This window comes from Methylobacterium sp. J-067 (genome assembly GCF_022829465.1).
GTDB lineage: Bacteria > Pseudomonadota > Alphaproteobacteria > Rhizobiales > Beijerinckiaceae > Methylobacterium > Methylobacterium litchii.
In genome coordinates this window covers 20,532-38,954 of the sequence record NZ_JAKSXZ010000133.1, presented here as the reverse complement: position 1 = coordinate 38,954, position 18,423 = coordinate 20,532, and the positions used below count along the sequence as shown (strand labels likewise).

At 70.4% G+C, this 18,423-nt stretch carries 19 protein-coding genes; 16 read left to right on the top strand and 3 right to left on the bottom strand.

Annotated features, from left to right (window positions below; translation table 11 throughout):
• The first annotated feature begins 37 nt into the window (after positions 1-37).
• The 5 genes from MKK52_RS19315 (at position 38) to MKK52_RS19295 (ending at position 5,837) form a co-directional block, all read left to right on the top strand.
• Positions 38-2,293 carry an ATP-binding protein gene (locus tag MKK52_RS19315; protein ID WP_243956537.1) on the top strand — a complete coding sequence of 752 codons (2,256 nt, stop codon included), beginning with the start codon at positions 38-40 and terminating at the stop codon, positions 2,291-2,293.
• 1 nt (position 2,294) lies between these two features.
• Entirely contained in the window at positions 2,295-2,756 is a 462-nt protein-coding gene (locus MKK52_RS19310; protein WP_243956535.1) for a response regulator, read from the top strand.
• Complete coding sequence (locus MKK52_RS19305) at positions 2,738-4,477, top strand: hybrid sensor histidine kinase/response regulator (protein WP_243956715.1); 1,740 nt, start codon at positions 2,738-2,740, stop codon at positions 4,475-4,477. The genes MKK52_RS19310 and MKK52_RS19305 overlap by 19 nt, the downstream gene beginning before the upstream one ends.
• A 50-nt stretch (positions 4,478-4,527) precedes the next feature.
• A complete protein-coding gene (gene msrA / locus MKK52_RS19300) occupies positions 4,528-5,046 on the top strand; it encodes a peptide-methionine (S)-S-oxide reductase MsrA (RefSeq protein ID WP_243956713.1) in 519 nt (172 codons plus the stop codon).
• A 92-nt stretch (positions 5,047-5,138) separates the two neighbouring features.
• Entirely contained in the window at positions 5,139-5,837 is a 699-nt protein-coding gene (locus MKK52_RS19295; RefSeq protein ID WP_243956533.1) for a class I SAM-dependent DNA methyltransferase, read from the top strand.
• Between the two features lie 4 nt (positions 5,838-5,841).
• Here MKK52_RS19295 and MKK52_RS19290 read toward each other — a convergent pair whose 3' ends face one another.
• Complete coding sequence (locus tag MKK52_RS19290; protein WP_243956531.1) at positions 5,842-7,143, bottom strand: APC family permease; 1,302 nt, start codon at positions 7,141-7,143, stop codon at positions 5,842-5,844.
• A gap of 247 nt (positions 7,144-7,390) precedes the next feature.
• Between MKK52_RS19290 and MKK52_RS19285 the strand changes: the two genes are divergently transcribed.
• On the top strand, positions 7,391-7,669 hold the full coding sequence (locus MKK52_RS19285) for a hypothetical protein (protein WP_243956530.1): 279 nt from the start codon (positions 7,391-7,393) through the stop codon (positions 7,667-7,669).
• Positions 7,670-7,851: 182 nt separating this feature from the next.
• Positions 7,852-8,370: a cysteine dioxygenase gene (locus tag MKK52_RS19280; RefSeq protein WP_243956528.1), complete on the top strand. Its 519-nt coding sequence runs from the start codon at positions 7,852-7,854 to the stop codon at positions 8,368-8,370.
• An 8-nt stretch (positions 8,371-8,378) separates the two neighbouring features.
• On the opposite strand, the gene MKK52_RS19275 is transcribed toward MKK52_RS19280, so the two are convergent.
• Positions 8,379-8,840, bottom strand: a complete 462-nt coding sequence (locus MKK52_RS19275) for an Lrp/AsnC family transcriptional regulator (protein WP_243956526.1) — start codon at positions 8,838-8,840, stop codon at positions 8,379-8,381.
• A 354-nt stretch (positions 8,841-9,194) separates the two neighbouring features.
• Between MKK52_RS19275 and MKK52_RS19270 the strand changes: the two genes are divergently transcribed.
• Genes MKK52_RS19270 through MKK52_RS19230 form a run of 9 tightly spaced genes read left to right on the top strand, consistent with a single transcriptional unit; the run spans position 9,195 to position 17,993 of the window.
• Positions 9,195-9,956, top strand: coding sequence for a GntR family transcriptional regulator (locus MKK52_RS19270; RefSeq protein ID WP_243956524.1), 762 nt, complete (start codon positions 9,195-9,197; stop codon positions 9,954-9,956).
• On the top strand, positions 9,953-10,720 hold the full coding sequence (locus tag MKK52_RS19265) for an ABC transporter ATP-binding protein (protein ID WP_243956522.1): 768 nt from the start codon (positions 9,953-9,955) through the stop codon (positions 10,718-10,720). The genes MKK52_RS19270 and MKK52_RS19265 overlap by 4 nt, the downstream gene beginning before the upstream one ends.
• On the top strand, positions 10,714-11,529 hold the full coding sequence (locus MKK52_RS19260; protein WP_243956520.1) for an ABC transporter permease: 816 nt from the start codon (positions 10,714-10,716) through the stop codon (positions 11,527-11,529). Before MKK52_RS19265 ends, MKK52_RS19260 begins: the two co-directional genes overlap by 7 nt.
• 55 nt (positions 11,530-11,584) lie before the next feature.
• Entirely contained in the window at positions 11,585-12,565 is a 981-nt protein-coding gene (locus tag MKK52_RS19255) for an ABC transporter substrate-binding protein (RefSeq protein ID WP_243956518.1), read from the top strand.
• Between the two features lie 31 nt (positions 12,566-12,596).
• The gene (locus tag MKK52_RS19250) at positions 12,597-13,613 is read left to right on the top strand and encodes an SDR family NAD(P)-dependent oxidoreductase (protein ID WP_243956517.1); all 1,017 of its coding nucleotides are present in this window, start codon (positions 12,597-12,599) and stop codon (positions 13,611-13,613) included.
• A 33-nt stretch (positions 13,614-13,646) separates the two neighbouring features.
• Positions 13,647-14,066: a PaaI family thioesterase gene (locus MKK52_RS19245; protein WP_243956516.1), complete on the top strand. Its 420-nt coding sequence runs from the start codon at positions 13,647-13,649 to the stop codon at positions 14,064-14,066.
• On the top strand, positions 14,063-14,863 hold the full coding sequence (locus tag MKK52_RS19240) for a VOC family protein (protein ID WP_243956515.1): 801 nt from the start codon (positions 14,063-14,065) through the stop codon (positions 14,861-14,863). The genes MKK52_RS19245 and MKK52_RS19240 overlap by 4 nt, the downstream gene beginning before the upstream one ends.
• A complete protein-coding gene (locus MKK52_RS19235) occupies positions 14,860-16,377 on the top strand; it encodes a class I adenylate-forming enzyme family protein (RefSeq protein WP_243956514.1) in 1,518 nt (505 codons plus the stop codon). Before MKK52_RS19240 ends, MKK52_RS19235 begins: the two co-directional genes overlap by 4 nt.
• The gene (locus MKK52_RS19230) at positions 16,374-17,993 is read left to right on the top strand and encodes a gamma-glutamyltransferase family protein (protein ID WP_243956513.1); all 1,620 of its coding nucleotides are present in this window, start codon (positions 16,374-16,376) and stop codon (positions 17,991-17,993) included. Before MKK52_RS19235 ends, MKK52_RS19230 begins: the two co-directional genes overlap by 4 nt.
• Positions 17,994-18,124: 131 nt before the next feature.
• On the opposite strand, the gene MKK52_RS19225 is transcribed toward MKK52_RS19230, so the two are convergent.
• Positions 18,125-18,307 (bottom strand): DUF3606 domain-containing protein, encoded by a 183-nt coding sequence (locus MKK52_RS19225; protein ID WP_003600567.1) that lies wholly within the window; start codon positions 18,305-18,307, stop codon positions 18,125-18,127.
• Positions 18,308-18,423: the final 116 nt, after the last annotated feature.

Below are 18,423 nucleotides of genomic sequence, written 5' to 3'. Positions count from 1 at the left end.
GGCCCCCTGGGCGCCCATCCGAGATGGGAATGTCGGTTTGAAGCCATCGCACGACGCCGAACCGAGGATCGACCTCACCGCCTGCGACCGTGAGCCCATCCACATCGTCGGCAGCGTCCAGCCGCACGGATTCCTGCTCGTCCTCGAACCGCCGTCCCTGACCGTCGTGCAGGCCAGCGCCAACGCCCCAGCCGAGGCGGCCGTCGGCACGTCCCTGGACGCGGTCTTCCCGCACCTCGCCGCCATCGTCCGCCGCCATCTGGACGAGCCCGGCGCGCAGACGGGCGCGTCCTACCTCCGCACCGTGACGCTCACCTCCGATGCCGCCCGCCTGACCTACGAGGTCGCGGCGCACCGCGTCGATGGCCTCGTTGTGCTCGAACTGGAGGAGGTCGATGCCGCCGCGGCGGATCTCGGCCTCGACGTGCTCACCCCGCGCCTGCGCTCCTTCGTCGAGCGCCTGCACGCCGCCCACGACATCGCGGAACTCTGCCACCTCGTCGCGCAGGACATCCGCGCCGTCACCGGCCTCGACCGGGCGCTGGTCTACCGGTTCGACCGGGACTGGCACGGCACGGTGCTGGCCGAGGACGGCAATGGCGCGCTGCCGAGCTACCTCGATCTCCGGTTCCCCGCCTCCGACATCCCGGCCCAGGCGCGCGAACTCTACCGCCGCAACCGCATGCGCATCATCCCGGACGCGGGCTACGCCCCCGTGCCGATCCAGCCGGCGGCGACGCCCTCGGGGAAGCCCCTCGACCTCAGCCAGTCCGTCCTGCGCTCCGTCTCGCCGGTTCATGTCGAGTACATGCGCAACATGGGCACGATGGCGTCCATGTCGGTGTCGATCCTGATCGACGGCGCGCTCTGGGGCCTGATCTCCTGCCACAACGCCGCGCCGAAGCGCGTGCCGCTGCACGCCCGCAACGCCTGCGACGTGCTCGCCCAGATCTTCGCCCTGCAGCTCTCGGCCCGCGAGCGCGGCGCCCAGGCCGAGCAGCGGCTGGCGCTCGGGCAGGTGCAGGCCCGTCTCCTCGGGTTCATGGCGGAGGAGGACAGCTTCGTCGACGGCCTGCTCAAGCATCCCGACGACGTCCTGGCCCTGGTGAACGCCTCCGGCGCGGCCGTCGTCACCGCCGACCGGTGCCGGCTGATGGGCGCGACGCCGGAGGAGCGCGACGTGCGCGCGATGTACGACTGGCTGTCGGCCCGCGGCGACACCGACGACGTCTTCGTGTCCGAGTCCCTGTCCGAGGCCATCCCCGGCGCGGCGTCCTATGCCGACCACGCGAGCGGGCTGCTGGCGATCTCGGTCTCCAAGAAATACGCGAGCTACATCCTCTGGTTCAGGCCGGAGGTGGTGCGCACGGTCAAGTGGGGCGGCAACCCGGTCAAGCCCGCCGTGCCGGATCCGGCCGGCGGGCCGGACCGCCTGCATCCGCGCAAGTCCTTCGAGATCTGGAAGGAGACGGTGCAGGGGCGCTCACTGCCGTGGTCGATCCCGGAGGTCGAGGCCGCCAAGGACCTGCGCGCCTCGGTGCTCGGCATCGTGCTGCGCCGGGCGGAGGAACTCGCGGCGATGAGCGAGGAGCTTCAGCGCTCGAACAAGGAGCTGGAGGCGTTCTCCTACTCGGTGAGCCACGACCTGCGCGCGCCGTTCCGGCACATCGTCGGCTACTCGAACCTGCTCAAGACGCGGGAGGGCGCCAACCTCTCGGAGAAGGGCCGGCACTACGTCGACACGATCATTGAGGCGGCCTTCTCGGCCGGCACCCTCGTCGATAACCTGCTGTCGTTCTCGCAGATGGGCCGCAACGCCCTGAAGAAGGTCACGGGCGACATGAACGCCCTGGTCGAGGAGGTGCAGCGGAAGGTCCTGCGCGACGTTCCGGCGGACCGGGCCGTGCGGTGGGAGATCGAACCCCTCGGCCGGGCCTATGCCGACCCGGTGATGCTGCGCCTCGTGATCGAGAACCTGCTTTCGAACGCGGTGAAGTACACGCGCGGCAAGCCCGAGGCGGTCATCGCGGTGGGGCGGCTTCCGCCGAGGGACGGCGAGGCGGTGTTCTTCGTGCGCGACAACGGCGCGGGCTTCGACATGGCCTATGTCGACAAGCTGTTCGGGGTGTTCCAGCGCCTGCACCGGGTCGAGGAGTTCGAGGGCACCGGCATCGGGCTCGCCAACGTGCGCCGCATCGTCGAGCGGCACGGTGGCCGGACCTGGGCCGAGGGCCATCTGGGTCGGGGCGCGACCTTCTACTTCACGCTACCGCTTCGGGAGGAGGCGCACTGACATGGCCGGACTGAAGCCGTTCCTCCTCGTCGAGGACAACCCGAACGACATCGAGTTGACGCTCGCCGCGCTGGAATCGAGCAACCTCGCCAACGAGATCATCATCTGCCGCGACGGGGCGGAGGCGCTCGACTTCATCTACCGGCGCGGCACCCACGAGGGACGGCAGGCGCAGGATCCGGCGGTCGTGCTGCTCGACCTGAAGCTGCCCAAGGTCGACGGGCTGGAAGTGCTCGCCAAGATCAAGGGCGACCCGGCCACGCGCGGCATCCCGGTGGTGATGCTCACCTCCTCGCGGGAGGAGACCGACGTGGTCCGCTCGTACGACCTCGGGGTGAACGCCTTCGTGGTGAAGCCGGTCGGGTTCGATGAGTTCTTCGCTGCGATCAAGGATATCGGGGTGTTCTGGGCGCTCCTGAACGAGCCGCCGCCGCACCGGGGAGGCTGGCCATCGAACGCGTAATCGGACCTTCCGCCGGTCCGCTGCGTATCCTCCACCTGGAAGACAGCGACCTCGACGCGGAACTCATCGAGGCGGAACTGGACAACCTCGGCCACCCGTTCGTGATCGAGCGGGTGATGACGCGCGAGGAGTTCGCGGCCACGGCCTGGCCGGGGCGCCACGACATCATCCTGGCGGATTACGTCCTGCCGACCTTCGACGGCGTCAGCGCGCTCGGCATCGCCCGCGAGCAATGCCCCGACATCCCGTTCATCTTCTGCTCCGGCACCCTCGGCGAGGACGTGGCCGTCGAGGCGCTGAAGAACGGCGCCACCGACTACGTGGGCAAGCAGCGCCTCGACCGGTTGTCCCGCACCATTGTCCGGGCGCTCGCCGAGGCGCGGGCCAGGGCCGACAAGCGGGCGGCCGAGGAGGCCCTGCAGGCGCTGAACGAGACCCTGGAGGCGCGCATCGTCGCGCGCACCCGCGAACTGGCCGAGACGAACGCCGAGCTTCAGCGCCAGATCGGCGAACGGGAGCGGGCCGAGGAGGCGCTGCGCCTCAACCAGCGCCTGGAGGCCGTCGGGCAGTTGACCTCCGGCGTCGCGCACGACTTCAACAACCTGCTCACGGTGATCGCCGGGAACATCGAGTTCCTGGAGCGCGCGGTCTCCGACGACCGGTCGAAGCGCCGGCTCGCGATGATGAAGGGGGCGGCGGACCGGGGCGCGAGGCTCACGGCGCAGCTTCTCGCCTTCTCCCGGCGCCAGCGGCTGGAGCCGACCCCGGTCGGCCTGAACGACACCGTCGCCTCGATGCGCGACCTGCTGCAGAGCTCGATCGGCGGCGCGGTCCAGATCGAGACGACGCTGCAGGCCGACCTCTGGCCGGCGCTGGTCGACGCGACGCAGATCGAACTCGTCATCCTCAACCTCGCCATCAACGCCCGCGATGCGATGGCGGTGGGCGGCCGCCTCACCATCGAGACCGCCAACGTGACCGTCACCGGCGCGCCGAGCCGTCCCGAGCAGCCCCAGCCCGGGGAGTACGTGATGGTGGCGGTGAGCGACACCGGCACCGGCATGCGGCCGGAAGTGCTCGCGCGGGTGTTCGAGCCGTTCTTCACCACCAAGGAGGTCGGCAAGGGCTCGGGCCTCGGGCTCGCGCAGGTCTTCGGGTTCGTGAAGCAATCGGGCGGCGGCATCCGCATCGACACGGTGCTCGGCGAGGGCACGTCGATCAAGGTCTACCTGCCCCGGGTCGAAGGCGGGGGCTCGGCCGCCACCGAGAAGGCGAAGGCCGTCGATTGCGCCCTGGCTCACCCGCCGGGAAGCCGCCCGACCCTCCTCGTTGTGGACGACGACGCGGAGGTCCGGGAGGTCACCGTGACGCGCCTCACCGAGGTCGGGTACGCGGTGCGCGAGGCGGCCTCAGGCCTCCAGGCCCTGGCCGCCCTGGAGGCCGACCCGTGCGTCGACCTCGTGGTGCTCGACTTCGCCATGCCGGGCATGAACGGGGCCGAGGTCGCCATCGAGATCCGCAAGCGCTGGCCGGGGATGCCGGTGCTGTTCGTCACCGGGTTCGCGGACACGACGGCCCTGACGCTGGCCGGCGCAAGCGGCTCCGACGCGGTCGTCCTCAAGCCGTTCCGGCAGGGCGAGCTCGAACGCAAGGTCGCCACGGCGCTGGAGGCGCGGCCGGTGGCCGGGCTCCGCCTCGTCTCCGACCGGGGAAAAGCCTGAGCGGCGACCCCATATAAAGGGAACGTGCAGAGCGAGGAGAGGACATGACCATGCAGACCGAGAGGGCCGTGCTGGCCGGTGGGTGCTTCTGGGGCATGCAGGACCTGATCCGGCGCCAGCCGGGCGTGGTCTCGACCCGCGTCGGGTATACGGGCGGCGACGTGCCGAACGCGACCTACCGCAACCACGGCACCCACGCGGAGGCCATCGAGATCGTCTACGATCCGGCCCGGACGAGCTTCCGGCGCATGCTGGAATTCTTCTTTCAGATCCACGACCCCACGACGCCGAACCGCCAGGGCAACGACCGGGGCCTGAGCTACCGCTCGGCGATCTACTTCACCGACGACGGGCAGCGCCGCGTCGCCGAGGAGACCATCGCCGACGTCGACGCCTCCGGCCTCTGGCCGGGGAAGGTCGTGACCGAGCTGGCGCCGGTCGGGCCGTTCTGGGAGGCCGAGCCGGAGCACCAGGATTACCTGGAGCGCCGGCCCGACGGATACACCTGCCATTTCGTCCGGCCGAACTGGGTCCTGCCCGCCCGCGCCCCCGCCGCGCAGGCTTCGTGAGGCGTCGAGGGGGGCGGCAGGAACCGCCCCCCTCACCTGGGGTTCCCCTCGGACGGTGACTGGCGCCATTGGGTGTATCGTGGGGGTGTCTCGTGCGTGACCGCGGACCCGTCTCACGGCGCTTCCTGCTTCAGTCCGGAAGCGTGGCCGCCACCGGCACCCTGCTGGGGATACGCGGCGCCGCAGGCGAGGCGCCGACCGGTCGGCGGCCGACCACCCTCGATCCCGATTACTTCAAGGGCATGTACGCCACCGAGTCGGACCCGTGGAAGTTCGCCACGAGCCCGTACGAGCGCGCCAAATACGCGGCCACGCTCAAGGCCCTGCCGCGCCCCCACTACACGTCCGCCCTGGATGTCGGCTGCTCCATCGGCGTGTTCACCCACGAGCTCTGCCCGCGCTGCGATGCGCTGATCGGGCTCGACGTGGTGCCCTCGGTGCTGGCGGAGGCGCGGGCGCGCTGTGCCGATTGCCCGAACGCGCATTTCAGCCTCGCCACCGTCCCGGGCACATGGCCGGACGGGCGCTTCGACCTCATCGTGATCTCGGAGGTGGCCTACTATCTCGACCGCCCCGACCTCGCCCGGCTGGTCGCACGGGTCGAGGGCGCAGTCCTGCCCGAGGCGGACATCGTGCTGGTCCATTGGCTCGGCATCACCCATTACCCGCTGTCCGGCGACGACGCGGCGGAGGGCTTCATCGCGGGCGCACGCGGCTTCGCGCGGGTCCTGACGCAATCGCGAACCGCCGAGTACCGCCTCGACGTGCTGCGGGTGACGAAGCCCGCCTGATCGATCACCGCCGCCCGGCGCGGCGGGAGACGCCGTACAGCGCCAGGCCGAGGAGCATCACGGCGAGGCCACCGAGCGATTGGATCGGCCGCGCGGTGACGAGGTAGGCCAGCATGAACGCGGTCACGCCGAGGAAGACCAGCGGCGTGACGGGATAGCCCCAGGCGCGATAGGGCCGTGGCAGGTCGGGCCGCGTGATCCGCAGCTTGATCAGGCCGAGCACCGCGAGGAACGAACACAGGATGAGGCCGAACTGGATGAACTCCAGAACCGCCGCGTAGCTCTGCGTCAGCAGCAGGAGGCTCGCCACGCCGCATTGGAGGAGGACCGCGCGCGCGGGCACGCCGTGGCGGGTGCGGCGGGCGAAGGCGCGCAACAGCCGCACATCCTCGCCCATCGTGACCGTCACGCTGGGGCCGATCCACATCATCGCGCCGATCGTCGGGATCAGGCCGACGCAGATCACCGCGCCGACGACCCGGCCGCCCTCGGCGCCGAAGACATGCCGCCCGCTGATCATCGCGACGTCGATCTGCCCGGCGAGTTCGGGCAGCGGGGTGGTGCGGAGGAACACCGCATTCAGCGCGACGTAGAGCCCGATCACGAGGACCGTCCCGAGGAACAGGGCCCTCGGCAGCGTATAGGACGGGTCGGCCAGATCGCCCGCGATGTAGGTCGCGGCGTTCCAGCCCGAATAGGCGTACATCACGAAGACGAGGCTAACGGCGAAGCCGGCGGTGAAGACCTGCGCCGGATCGAACGCGCGCGGCGAGAAGCTGACCGGCGCCCCGCCGTCCGCAGCGAAGCCGGCGCCGATGAAGGCCACGATGAGCAGCAGCTTCAGCAGCGTCGCGCCGGTCTGGAACGCCTCCCCGAAGCGCCCGCCCGTCAGGCGGATGGCGGTGACGGCCCAGATGACCGCCAGCCCGAGGGGGAGCGGCAGGGCAGCCGGGTGGAAGGCCTTCGCGTATTGGCCGAACGCCATCGCGGCCAGCGCCACGGGGGTCGCGAAGCCGACGGTGGCCGAGAGCCAGCCCGCCATGAAACCGAGGGCCGGGCCGTAGGCGCGGGTGAGAAAATTGTACTCGCCGCTGGAGCGGGGAAACATCGTCGCCAACTCGGCGTAGCTGAACGCCCCGCAGAGCGCGACGAGCCCGCCGACGCCCCACAGCAACAGCAGCCCGAATCCGGACGGGACATCCGTCACCTGGAACCCGAGGCTGGTGAACACTCCGACGCCGATCATGTCGGCGACCACGAGGGCCGTGGCCGCCGGCGTCTTCACGCCCTCGGGCTGACACGCCATCGCGGTCCCCTCTCCTCACGCGGCAACCGGTGATCGCGGGCCGGGTTCGACCGACGGCCCTCCGTGCGACGAATGGCCGATTGGCCCCCAGCATGGGAGGGCGGCGAGGCGCTGTGCGTTTTTGCCCCAAGCCTCCGGCAATCTGCGAAGGCGCCTGCGGACCTAGTTCCCTCCGCAGGCCTGTTTGCTGGCCGGCTTCCGTTCTCGGCCAGCCGGCGCCGATCCTTCGTCGTCCGAGGCTCACGCCATGCGCATTCTTTCCACCGGCCTGTTCACCCTCGCCCTGATGGCGACGCCCGCCCTCGCGCTGAGCGGGGGGGATTCGATGCAGGATTGGGCGGCGGCCTCCGCTGCGGACAAGGAGGCCCTTCTGGGCAAGCTGGACGCGGCGAGCGGCGGGGATGCGGCCCGGGAGCGCGTGCGCTCCTGCCTCGACGACACGTCGAGGACGACCGGCCACGGGAGCCTGCCGATCTCCGAGGTGGCGAAGGCCTGCTCCGAACAGGCGGCCCGCGAGAACATCTGATCAAAGCCCGACGCCCGAGCGTCATCCTCGCGGGCCGGCACGACGGGCTCGGCGAAATGAGATTTCACGAAGCCGTGGTTTCGTGAAACGGCACCGCCGTCTTTGCCCGTCATGCCATCGGAAATTGAGAGCGATTTGTGCGGCTGCGCGAATAGACTTTTCGCAGCACACAGGAGATCGCCATGCTCACCCCGGTTGCCGACCCGCGCAAGGCTTGCCTGACCGCCCTGGCCAGGGGCGCCGGCACTTCCTCCTCCGACTATCTCCGTCTCGCGCGCAGGACTCTGGAAGACCTGATGGCGCGGGACGACCTCCTCGCCGGGATCACCCTTCAGCGGAAGCCCGGCGGCTACGCGCGCACCCTGTTGCTCGGCGAGAACGGGATCAGCGTCTGGGCGATCACCTGGAGCCCCGGTTCAAGGACCTCGGTGCATGACCACCACTGCTCCTGCTGCTTCGGCGTCTGGAGCGGTGCCCTGCGGGAGGTCTGGTTCCGCGCCCTCAACGAGACCGACGCCGTCGCCACCGGCGAGGCCCTCCGTGAGCCCGGTTCCGTCGCCTGCATGATGCCGAGCGGACCGAACCTGCACCAGATGGTCAATGCCGGGCCGGACGAGGCGATCTCGATCCACGTCTACGGCTTCGATCCCGAAATCCGCGCCTCCTCGATCGAGCGCGAATACCGCATCGTCGCCGGCTGAGCCGCCCCTCACGCCATGTAGATCGTCGGCACGGCCGTCGTGTACTTCATCTCCTCCATCGCGATGGAGGCGGAGAGGTTCGAGAATTCGAGCCGCGCGGTCAGGCGCTGGTACACGGTGTCGTAGGTCTCGATATCCGGCACGACGATGCGCAGGAGATAGTCGATCTCCCCGGTGAGGCGCCACGCGCCGACGATCTCCGGAAAGTCGTCCACCGTCCTGCGGAACGCCGCCGACCATTCGGCCGTATGCCGGGGCGCCTTCACCGCGACGAAGACCGTGATCGGCACGTTGACCTTGCGGCGGTCCACGAGCGCCACCCGGCGGGTGATGACGCCGCTCTCCTCCAGCCGGCGGATGCGCCGCCAGCACGGGGCCGCGCTCAAGCCGACCCGCTCGGCGATCGTCGCCACCGGCAGCGTCGCATCGACCTGAAGCACGTCGAGAATCTTCCGGTCGATCTCATCCATTGTCCCGTGCTCCGCCCAGCATCGCCCGTTCGATCCGCCGCCGCAGCGAGGTTGTTCTGCGGCGCCGGCATGATGAAGACGTATCGTCCTCACGATCTCCGCGAATTGGAATTCTGATTCTATTTACAGACATCGTGGCTCTTGCGCATAAATGAGCCATGGGATGCTCACCAAATGGGCTGAGATGATCAAGCCGTGAGGCTGACCGTCTCTGGTTACTCCGGTCGGGCATCCGTCCCTTGGCCTGCGTTCCATCGTGAAAACGGCCTCCCGGGCCGGTGTTGGCACGCGATCTGCAATTGGTGAGCCGCTCACAGCACGCTGTGGGAAACTCAAGCGCGATGGCGAGGTGCCATGACGAGCGACGAGGAAACCAGACGGGGCGGCCGGCCGGCCGGCGTGCTCTCCGTCCCGGACGCGACGCGCAAGGCCAACCAGGCCTACGACCTGATGCGGCGGGAGATCGTCTCCTGCCGCCTGCTCCCCGGCACCCGCTTCACCGAGGCCGAGGTGATGGAGCGGTTCGAGATCGGGAAGGCGAGCTGCCGCATCGCCCTCCAGCGGCTCGCGCAGGAAGGGTTCGTCAGCTCGATGCCCCGGCACGGCTACCGGGTCAGCCCCGTCACCGTGAAGGACGTCGATGAGGTCTTCGCCCTCAGGATGGAGCTCGAACCCCTCGCCGCGCGGGGCGCCGCCGGCCGGGTGAACCGGGCGCAATTGGAACGGCTGGAACAGGCCTGCCGCCGCCGGATCACGGTGGATGTCGGCAACCAGATCGACTTCTTCCTCGAAGCCAACCGCAGCTTCCACATGGCGATCGCGGCGGCGGCGGGGAACGGGCGCCTGTACCGGACGCTGTCCGGCCTCCTCGACGAAATGACGCGCCTCGTCGCCCTGGGCTTCGGCGTGCAGGGCGTGCGGCCGAACATCGAGAACGACCACACGGCGATGATCGAGCACCTCACGGCGGGCGACGCCGAGAGCGCCGCGCTCGTGGCCCGCCGCCATGTGGAGACCTTCCGCGAGATGACCATGGAGAAGGTCATCGCGAGCCTGCGCGACACGGCGGTCATCCCGCCCCGGAGCGCGTCCCAGGCCGAGGGAGGCGAGCGATGAACGCCGTCCAGCTCGACCACGTCAGCAAGTGGTTCGACCGGCGCGAGGGCGCGCCGCTCCACGTGCTCGACGCCATCGACATCGCGATCCCACAGCACGCCATCGTCGCCCTCCTCGGCGCCTCCGGCTGCGGCAAGAGCACCCTGCTCAACATGATCGCCGGGTTGATCGAGCCCGACGAGGGCGCGGTCCTGCTCGACGGGATCCCCTCGCACGCCTTCCGCGACTGGCGGGCCATGACCTACATGTTCCAGGAGGACAGGCTGCTCCCCTGGCGGACGGCGGCGCAGAACGTCGCCTTCGGGCTCGAAGCCGGCGGCATGGGGCGGGAGGAGCGGCGGCGGCGGGTCGACGAGACCCTGCGCCTCGTCGGCCTCGACGGGTTTCGGGATGCCTACCCCCACGAGCTGTCGGGCGGCATGCGCAGCCGCGTGGCCCTGGCGCGCAGCCTCGTCACCGAACCCCGGATCCTCCTCCTCGACGAGCCCTTCTCGAAGCTCGACCCGGAGATCCGCGCGCAGATGCACGGCGAATTGCTGCGCATCGCCGCCCTGCGGGCCATGACCCTGGTCTTCGTCACGCACGACGTGGAGGAGGCCGTGGTGCTGGCGAGCCGCGTGATCGTCCTGCAGCCGCGCCCCGGCCGGATCGGCGAGGTCCGCGACATCGCCCTGCCCTATCCCCGCGATCCCCTCTCCCCGGAGGTGGCCGAGGAGGTCCGCCGCCTGCGGATCGGCCTCTCGGGCGCGAGGGCCACATGCTAGTGCGGACCCCTCCCCGCCTCGTCCCGCGGACGCGCCCCTCGGGCGCCGGCCGCCGCACGGGGATCGTCCTGCAGCGGCTCGCCCTCATCGGCCTGGCGCTGGCCGTATGGCAGGTCGCCTCCCTGCGCGCGCCCTCCTTCGTGCTGCCGAGCCCGGCACGGGTCTGGACCACGTGGCTGCACCTCGTCGCCTCGCCGAGCTTCGCCGGGGATCTCGGCATCACCCTCGGGCGCATCGGCGCGGGCTTCGCCTTCGCGGCGTTGGTCGGCCTGCCCCTCGGCCTGCTGCTCGGCGCGAGCCGCCGCCTCGGCAGCTTCTTCGAGCCGGTCCTGACGGTGACGAACACCGTCTCCTCCGCGATCTGGGCGATCTTCGCGCTGATCTGGTTCGGCCTGTCGAACTGGACCACGATCTTCGTGGTGTTCATGACGGCGATGCCACTGATCCTCACCAATGTCTGGCAGGGCACGCGCACCGTCAGCGCCGAACACCTCGAACTCGCCCGGACCTTCCGGATGCCGCGCCGCAAGGTGCTGACCAAGATCTACCTGCCGACGATCCTGCCCTCGTTCTTCGCGGGCGCGCGGCTGGCCATCGGGTTCGGGGCGCGGGTGGTCCTCGTGGCCGAATCGCTGGGGGCCAGCAGCGGCATCGGCTACCGCCTGCGGCAGGCGGCGGACCTCGTCCAGACCGATCAGGTCTTCGCGTGGACCCTGACCCTCGTCGCCCTGATGATCGGGCTCGAAACCCTCGTCCTCAAGCCCGCGGAACAGCGGCTGTTCGTCTGGAAGAAGGCGACGCAGCCGTGATGGCGCCGTCGCACGGGGAAACGCCGGTTCGCAACCCAAGCTTACGGAGACTCCCTTGAAACGGATCGGTGTCCTTGCCGCCGCCGCGCTCTGTGCCCTCAACGTATCCGGCCCCGCGCAGGCCGAGAGCGTTCGCATCGGCTACTGGAGTTCGGGGATCAGCCTCGGCTTCGGCGCCGTGCTGGAAGCCGGGAAATTCATGGAGAAGGAGGGCCTGACGCCCGAATACGTGAAGTTCCCGGATGTGAACGCGCCGACCAAGGCCATGGCCGCCGGCGCCATCGACTTCGCCATCGCCGCCAGCGCGGGAACCTCGCTCAGCGTCACCGCCGACGGCCTGCCCCTGAGCATCGTGCTGGCGACGCAGGTCGCCGACCTCGACTTCGTGGTGCCCGAGGATTCGCCGATCAAGACGATGGCGGACCTGAAGGGCAAGAAGATCGGCACCTCGCCCTCCGGGAGCGCCACGGCGGCGATCACCTCCGCGATTCTCGAAACCAACTACAAATTCACGCCGGGCGACTACCAGGGCGTCCCCGGCAACGACCCGCGCCTCGCGCAATTCCTCGTCCAGAAGGACATCGACGCCGCCGCCCTGCGCACGGTGACGATCGCCCTGCTGCCCGAGGCGAAGCTGCGCCGGATCGGCTCGTTCCGCCAGGAATGGAAGACCCTCACCAAGCAGGACGCGCCGCCCATCCTCGGGGTCGGGCTGATGCGCAACGCCTGGATGGCGCAGAACCCGGACGCGCCGGCCAAGGTCGTGGCCGCGATGCGCAAGGCCTACGCCTTCGGCCAAGCCGACAAGCCGGCGGTCGCCAGGATCCTCCAGGCCTCCGCCAACCTGAGCGGGCCCGACGCCACCGCCTACGCCGCCCTCTGGGACAGCATCTACACCGTGAGCCTGGAGCCGGCGGACATCGCCTCGCTGAAGCGGGAGTTCGAGGTCTTCAAGGCGGTCGGCGCCGTCCAGGGCACCCTGCCGGACACGGCCCTCGATCCCCGCCCCTACGCGCGGTCGAAGACGATCCCGTAGCCCGCCCCACACCGGAAAAGGACACCCCACGATGACTGAGACGATGAAGGCCCTCGTCCTCGACGCGCACGGCGACATCGATGCGCTCAAGGTCACGAGCGACTATCCGAAGCCCGTGCCGGGTCCGGGGGAGGTGCTGATCCGCGTCGGCGCCTCCTCGTTCAACTATCACGACGTGTTCACCGTGAAGGGCATGCCCGGCATCAAGGTGCCGATGCCGGTGGTGATCGGCCTCGACATGGCCGGGCAGATCGTCGAACTCGGCGAGGGCGTCTCGGACTGGACGGTCGGCGACCGGGTGTTGGTCAACCCGCTCAACAAGGCCAAGGGCCTGATGGGCGAAATGCTCGACGGCGGCATGGCCGAGTATTGCCGCGTCTCGACCGGCCAGCTGATCGCGATGCCGCCGGACGTCAGCTACGCGGACGCCGCCTCCCTGCCGGTGGCCTACGGCACGGCCCACCGCATGCTGATCACCCACAACACGGTGAAGGCCGGCGACACGGTGTTGATCCTCGGCGCCAGCGGCGGCGTCGGCACCGGTTGCGTGATGCTCGCCAAGCAGCTCGGCGCGGAGGTGATCGCCTGCGCCGGCAGCGAGGACAAGATGGCCCGGCTGAAGGAACTCGGCGCCGACCACGTGGTGAACTACCGCGAGACCGACTTCTCGAAATGGGCGATCCAGCAGTACGGCAAGCCCCAGCGCCGGACCTACGAGGGCGGCGTCGACGTGGTGATCAACTTCACCGGCGGCGACACCTGGGTGCCCTCGCTGAAGTGCCTGAAGCGGGGCGGCACGCTCCTCGTCTGCGGCGCCACCGCCGGGCACGATCCGAAGGAAGACCTCCGCTACATCTGGAGCTTCGAGCTGAAGGTGATCGGCTCGAACAGCTTCTACGACGACAACCTGTCGGCGCTGATGGACATGATCCAGGCCGGCACCCTGAAGCCGACCATCGACAAGGTCCTGCCCCTCGAACAGGCCGCCGAGGGCCTGCGGATGATCCGCGACCGCGAGGTGATGGGCAAGATCGTCGTCACCCCCTGATCCCGCTCCCGGCCACAAAGGGTCCCCGATACGATGTCCGATACCCCCCTCAGCAAGGAACAGGTCGAGGCGCTGCTGCTGCGCGGCCCGTTCCACCAATGGCTCGGCCTCTCCGTCGTCAGCGTCGGCGAGGGCGAGATCGAACTGAAGGCGACGTGGCGGCCGGAATGGGTCGTCAACGCCGAGCGCGGCTACGTCCACGGCGGCATCCTGGCGACGCTCGTCGACCTCACCGCCGACTGGGCGCTGGTCTCCCGCACCGGCCGGGGCGTCCCGACCGTGGACCTGCGAGTCGATTACCACCGCGCCGCGATGCAGGGCGACCTGACCTGCCGGGGCAAGGTGGTGAAGTTCGGCGGCCAGATCTCGGTGGCCGAGGCGCAGATCCTCGACGGCGAGGGCCGGCTGCTGGCGAGCGGCCGGGGCGTCTACATGACCGCGCCGGCCAAATGACCGGCGCCGCGGCACCGGGCAGCCTCGACCACGTCGTGGTCAACGTGCTGCGGCGGATGGACGAGGCGGCGGACCTGTTCGCCGCCCTCGGCTTCCGGCTCACGCCGCGCGGGCACCATTCCCTCGGCTCGATCAACCACCTGATGATGGTGCCGGGGGCCTATCTCGAACTGGTCGGCCTGCCCGAGACCGGGCCGCAGCGGCAGGAGCTGAAGGACAGCCCGTTCGGCCTGAACGGCCTCGTGGTGGCGAGCGCCGACGCGGACACGACCCATGACCGCCTCGCCGGGGCGGGGTTCGAGGTCGGATCGCCCGTGGCCTTCTCCCGCCCCGTCGCCCTGGACGGTGGCGAGGCCGAGGCGCGGTTCCGCACCGTGCGCCTGCCGGCGGGCCTGTTCCCGGCGGGCCGCGTCTACCATTGCCAGCATCTGACGCCGGACCTCGTCTGGCGCCCCGAATGGTTCGCCCACCCGAACGGTTTCACGGCGCTCGACGGCGTAACCGTCGAGAGCCCGACCCCGGAGGCGGAGGCCCGCCTCTACGCCGCCGCCTGCGGCGCGACGGCCGAGCCCGGCGAGGGCGGGTGGCGCATCCGCCTCGGGGACGCCTCCGTCACGGTGGTGCCGGGCCCCCACGGGCGCTTCGCCGCCCTGACCCTGCGCTTCGCGGACCTCGACGGGATCGAAGCCCGCGCCCGCGCCCTCCCCGGGGCCGAATGGACCCGGCGCGGGAAGAGGACGGGCGCGCTGACGCTGCCGGCCTTCGGCCTCCACCTCCGGTGCGAGGCCGCCTCATGACCGGCGCGGCGACGAATCTCGGCGACCTCGTGGACCGCTCCGGCCCCCCGGACAGGCCGCTGCTCGTCGGGTTCTCCCCGGCGGGGGAGCCCGAGACGATGACCCGCGCCGGCCTCGACGCCCGCGCCGACGCCTTCGCCCGGGGCCTCCTGCGCGGGGGGATCGCACGGGGCGAGCGGATCGCGATCCTCTCCGCCAACCGGCCGGACACCCTCGCGGCGCTCCTCGGCGCGATGCGGGCCGGGGTGGTGCCCGTGCCGGTGAACCATAAGTTCCCGCCCGCAACCGTCGCCGCCGTGCTGGCCGATTGCGGCGCGCGGCTGGTGCTCTGCGACGGCCCGCGCCGGGCGGCCCTGCCGCCGCTGGCACCCGGTGTCGGCCTCGCCGCGTTCGACGGCGAGGGGCCGGAGGGCTTCTCCGCGTGGCTCGATCCCGGCCCGTTCGTGCCGATCACGCCCGAGCCCGACGAGGCGGCCCTGTTCCTGTACACGTCCGGCTCCACCGGCCGGCCGAAGGGCGTGCGCCTCAGTCATGCCAGCCACCTCTGGGTGGCGCGGACCCGCGCGGCGGAGACGGACCTGCGCGGCGAACGCCTGCTCGTCGCGGCGCCGCTCTACCACATGAACGCGCTGGCTCTGGCGCTGCTCGTCTGCGCGGCCGGCGCCACGATGGTGCTGCTGCCGCAATTCGAGGCGCGCAGCTACATCGCGGCCATCGACCGCCACCGGTGCACGTGGCTCACCGCCGTGCCGCCGATGATCGCCATGATGCTGCGGGAGAAGGACCTCCTGGCCTCCAGCGACCTCACCGGCGTGCGGACGGTGCGGATGGGCTCGGCGCCAGTCAGCGACACCCTGGCCCACCAGATCCGCGCGCTGCTGCCGAACGCCCGCATCCTCAACGCCTACGGCACGACCGAGGGCGGGCCGATCGTGTTCGGCGACCATCCGGACGGGCTGCCGACGCCCGTCGCCTCCGTCGGCGCCCCCCGCCCCGACGTGGCGATCCGGCTCGTCGGACCCGATGCCCCCGGAGCCGGCGTGCTCCAGATGCGCAGCCCCGCGATCATGCTCGGCTACCACAACCGGCCGGACGTGCCCGTTCCGATCACCCCGGACGGTTTCTACGACACGGGGGACGTATTCCGCCGGGACGCCGAGGGCTTCCATTATTTCCTGGGCCGCACCGACGACATGTTCGTCTCCGGCGGCGAGAACATCTTCCCCGGCGAGGTCGAACTCGTCCTCGAACGCCACGCGGACGTGCTGCAATCCTGCGTCGTCCCGGTGGAGGATGCGATCAAGGGCACCAAGCCCGTCGCCTTCGTCGTCCGCCGGCCCGGCGCCACCCTCGACGAGGCGGGCATCAAGGCGCACGCCCTCGCCCACGCCCCGGCCTACCAGCACCCGCGCCGGGTGTGGTTCGTGGAGGCGCTGCCCCTCGCCTCGACCAACAAGATCGACCGCGCCACCCTGCGCCTGCGCGCCGAAGACGCCATGAGGACGCAACCATGACAGCTTTCAACTGGAACCAAGCCTACCCCACGGTGCGCATGCCGATCTTCGGCCGCAACGTGGTGGCGACGTCCCACCCCCTCGCCGCCCAGGCGGGGCTGCGGATGATCTGGAAGGGGGGCAACGCCGTGGATGCGGCCATCGCCACCGCCGCCGCCAAGACGCTCACCGAGCCCTGCAGCAACGGCCTCGGCTCGGACGCCTTCTGCATCCTGTGGGACGGCAAGCGCCTGCACGGCCTCAACGCCTCCGGGCCCGCCCCGGCGGCCTGGACCCCCGCATACTTCGCACGCAAGCACGGCGGGGCGCGCACGCCCCCGATGCGCGGTTGGGATTCGGTGACCGTGCCCGGCGCGGTCGCGGCCTGGGCGGCGCTCTCCGAGCGGTTCGGCCGCCTGCCCTTCGCCGACCTGATGGAGCCCGCGATCGAGATCGCCGAGCGCGGCTACCTCGCGCCCATCGTCGTGCAGCAGAAATGGGCGGCGGCCGCCGCCCTCCCGTCGCTCGCGGGCCAGCCGGGCTTCGCCGAGACCTTCCTGCCCCGTGGCCGGGCCCCGGAGGTCGGGGAACGGGTGACGATCCCCCATGCCGCCCGGACCCTGCGCGCCATCGCCGAGACCAAGGGCCGGGCCTTCTACGAGGGCGAGATTGCGCAGGCCATCGCCCGGCACGCGGCGGCGCATGGGGGCGCGATGACGGTGGCCGACCTCGCCGCCTTCACGCCGGAATGGGTGGAGCCCCTGGCCAAGGATTACCGGGGCTACACGCTGCACGAGATCCCGCCGAACGGACAGGGCATCGCCGCGCAGATTGCCCTCGGCATCCTGGAGAATTTCGACCTCGCGTCCCTGCCCGTCGACGGGCCCGACGCGCAGCACATCCAGATCGAGGCGATGAAACTCGCCTTCGCCGACACCTACCGCTACGTCGCCGACCCGAGCGGCATGGGCGTCAGCCCGGAGGCGATGCTGGACCCCACCTATCTCGCCACCCGCGCCAAGCTGATCGACCGGACGAAGGCGCAGGATTTCGGCGCGGGCAACCCCGTCCGCGGGGGCACGATCTACCTCACCACCGCCGATGCCTCGGGCATGATGGTGAGCTTCATCCAGTCGAACTACATGGGCTTCGGCTCCGGGGTCGTCGTGCCCGAATGGGGCGTCTCGATGCAGAACCGCGGCCACGGGTTCAGCCTCGACCCGGAGAGCCCGAACGTGGTGGCCCCCGGCAAGCGGCCGTTCCACACCATCATCCCCGGCTTCCTGACGCAGGGAGGCGCCCCGGTGATGAGCTTCGGGGTGATGGGCGGCAACATGCAGCCGCAGGGCCATGTCCAGACCCTGGTGCGCATGATCGACCACGGCCAGAACCCGCAGGCCGCCTGCGACGCCCCGCGCTGGCGGGTCGCCGACGGGCTGAGCGTGAACACCGAATCCACGATGCCGGCGGCCACGGTCCAATCCCTCGTGGAGCGGGGCCACCACCTCGAGGTGATCAACGACAGCTACCAGGATTTCGGGGCCGGGCAGTTCATCTGGCGGATGGGGGATCCGTCCGAGGACGGCTACGTCGCGGCCAGCGACCCCCGGCGGGATGGACAGGCGGTGGTGTGCTGAGCGGACGCCGCCTCGACCGTCCGCCATGCGCCGCGTGACAGCGATGCCAGGATCGGCCTGCGGGGCGTTCGCGACGGCTTCGCCCTCGATATCACCGCCGCCCGAGCGATCCCGCAGCGGCAAGCAAGCCGCTAACGCTTCTTGCCCAACTCGGCGGCGATATCCTTGGTCATCCGGCCAACCTTCCGATGGGCCGCCGTAAGCTGGTCCTGGGTGACGCCCCACCGCTTCATCCAGAACTCGACAGCCTTGCGTTCCGACAGGTCGAGTCGGTCCTTATCGATGAAGCCGCGCTTGTCCTTGAGACCGGCCATGGAGGGTCCTATTGAGTAGCTGACACGCAGTTCAGCGCTCGCACGCACAAGGCCGCATTGTCCATCGTCGTCCGGTACAGCCGGGCATTCCGCGCAACCACGTACTCCCGCGCGAG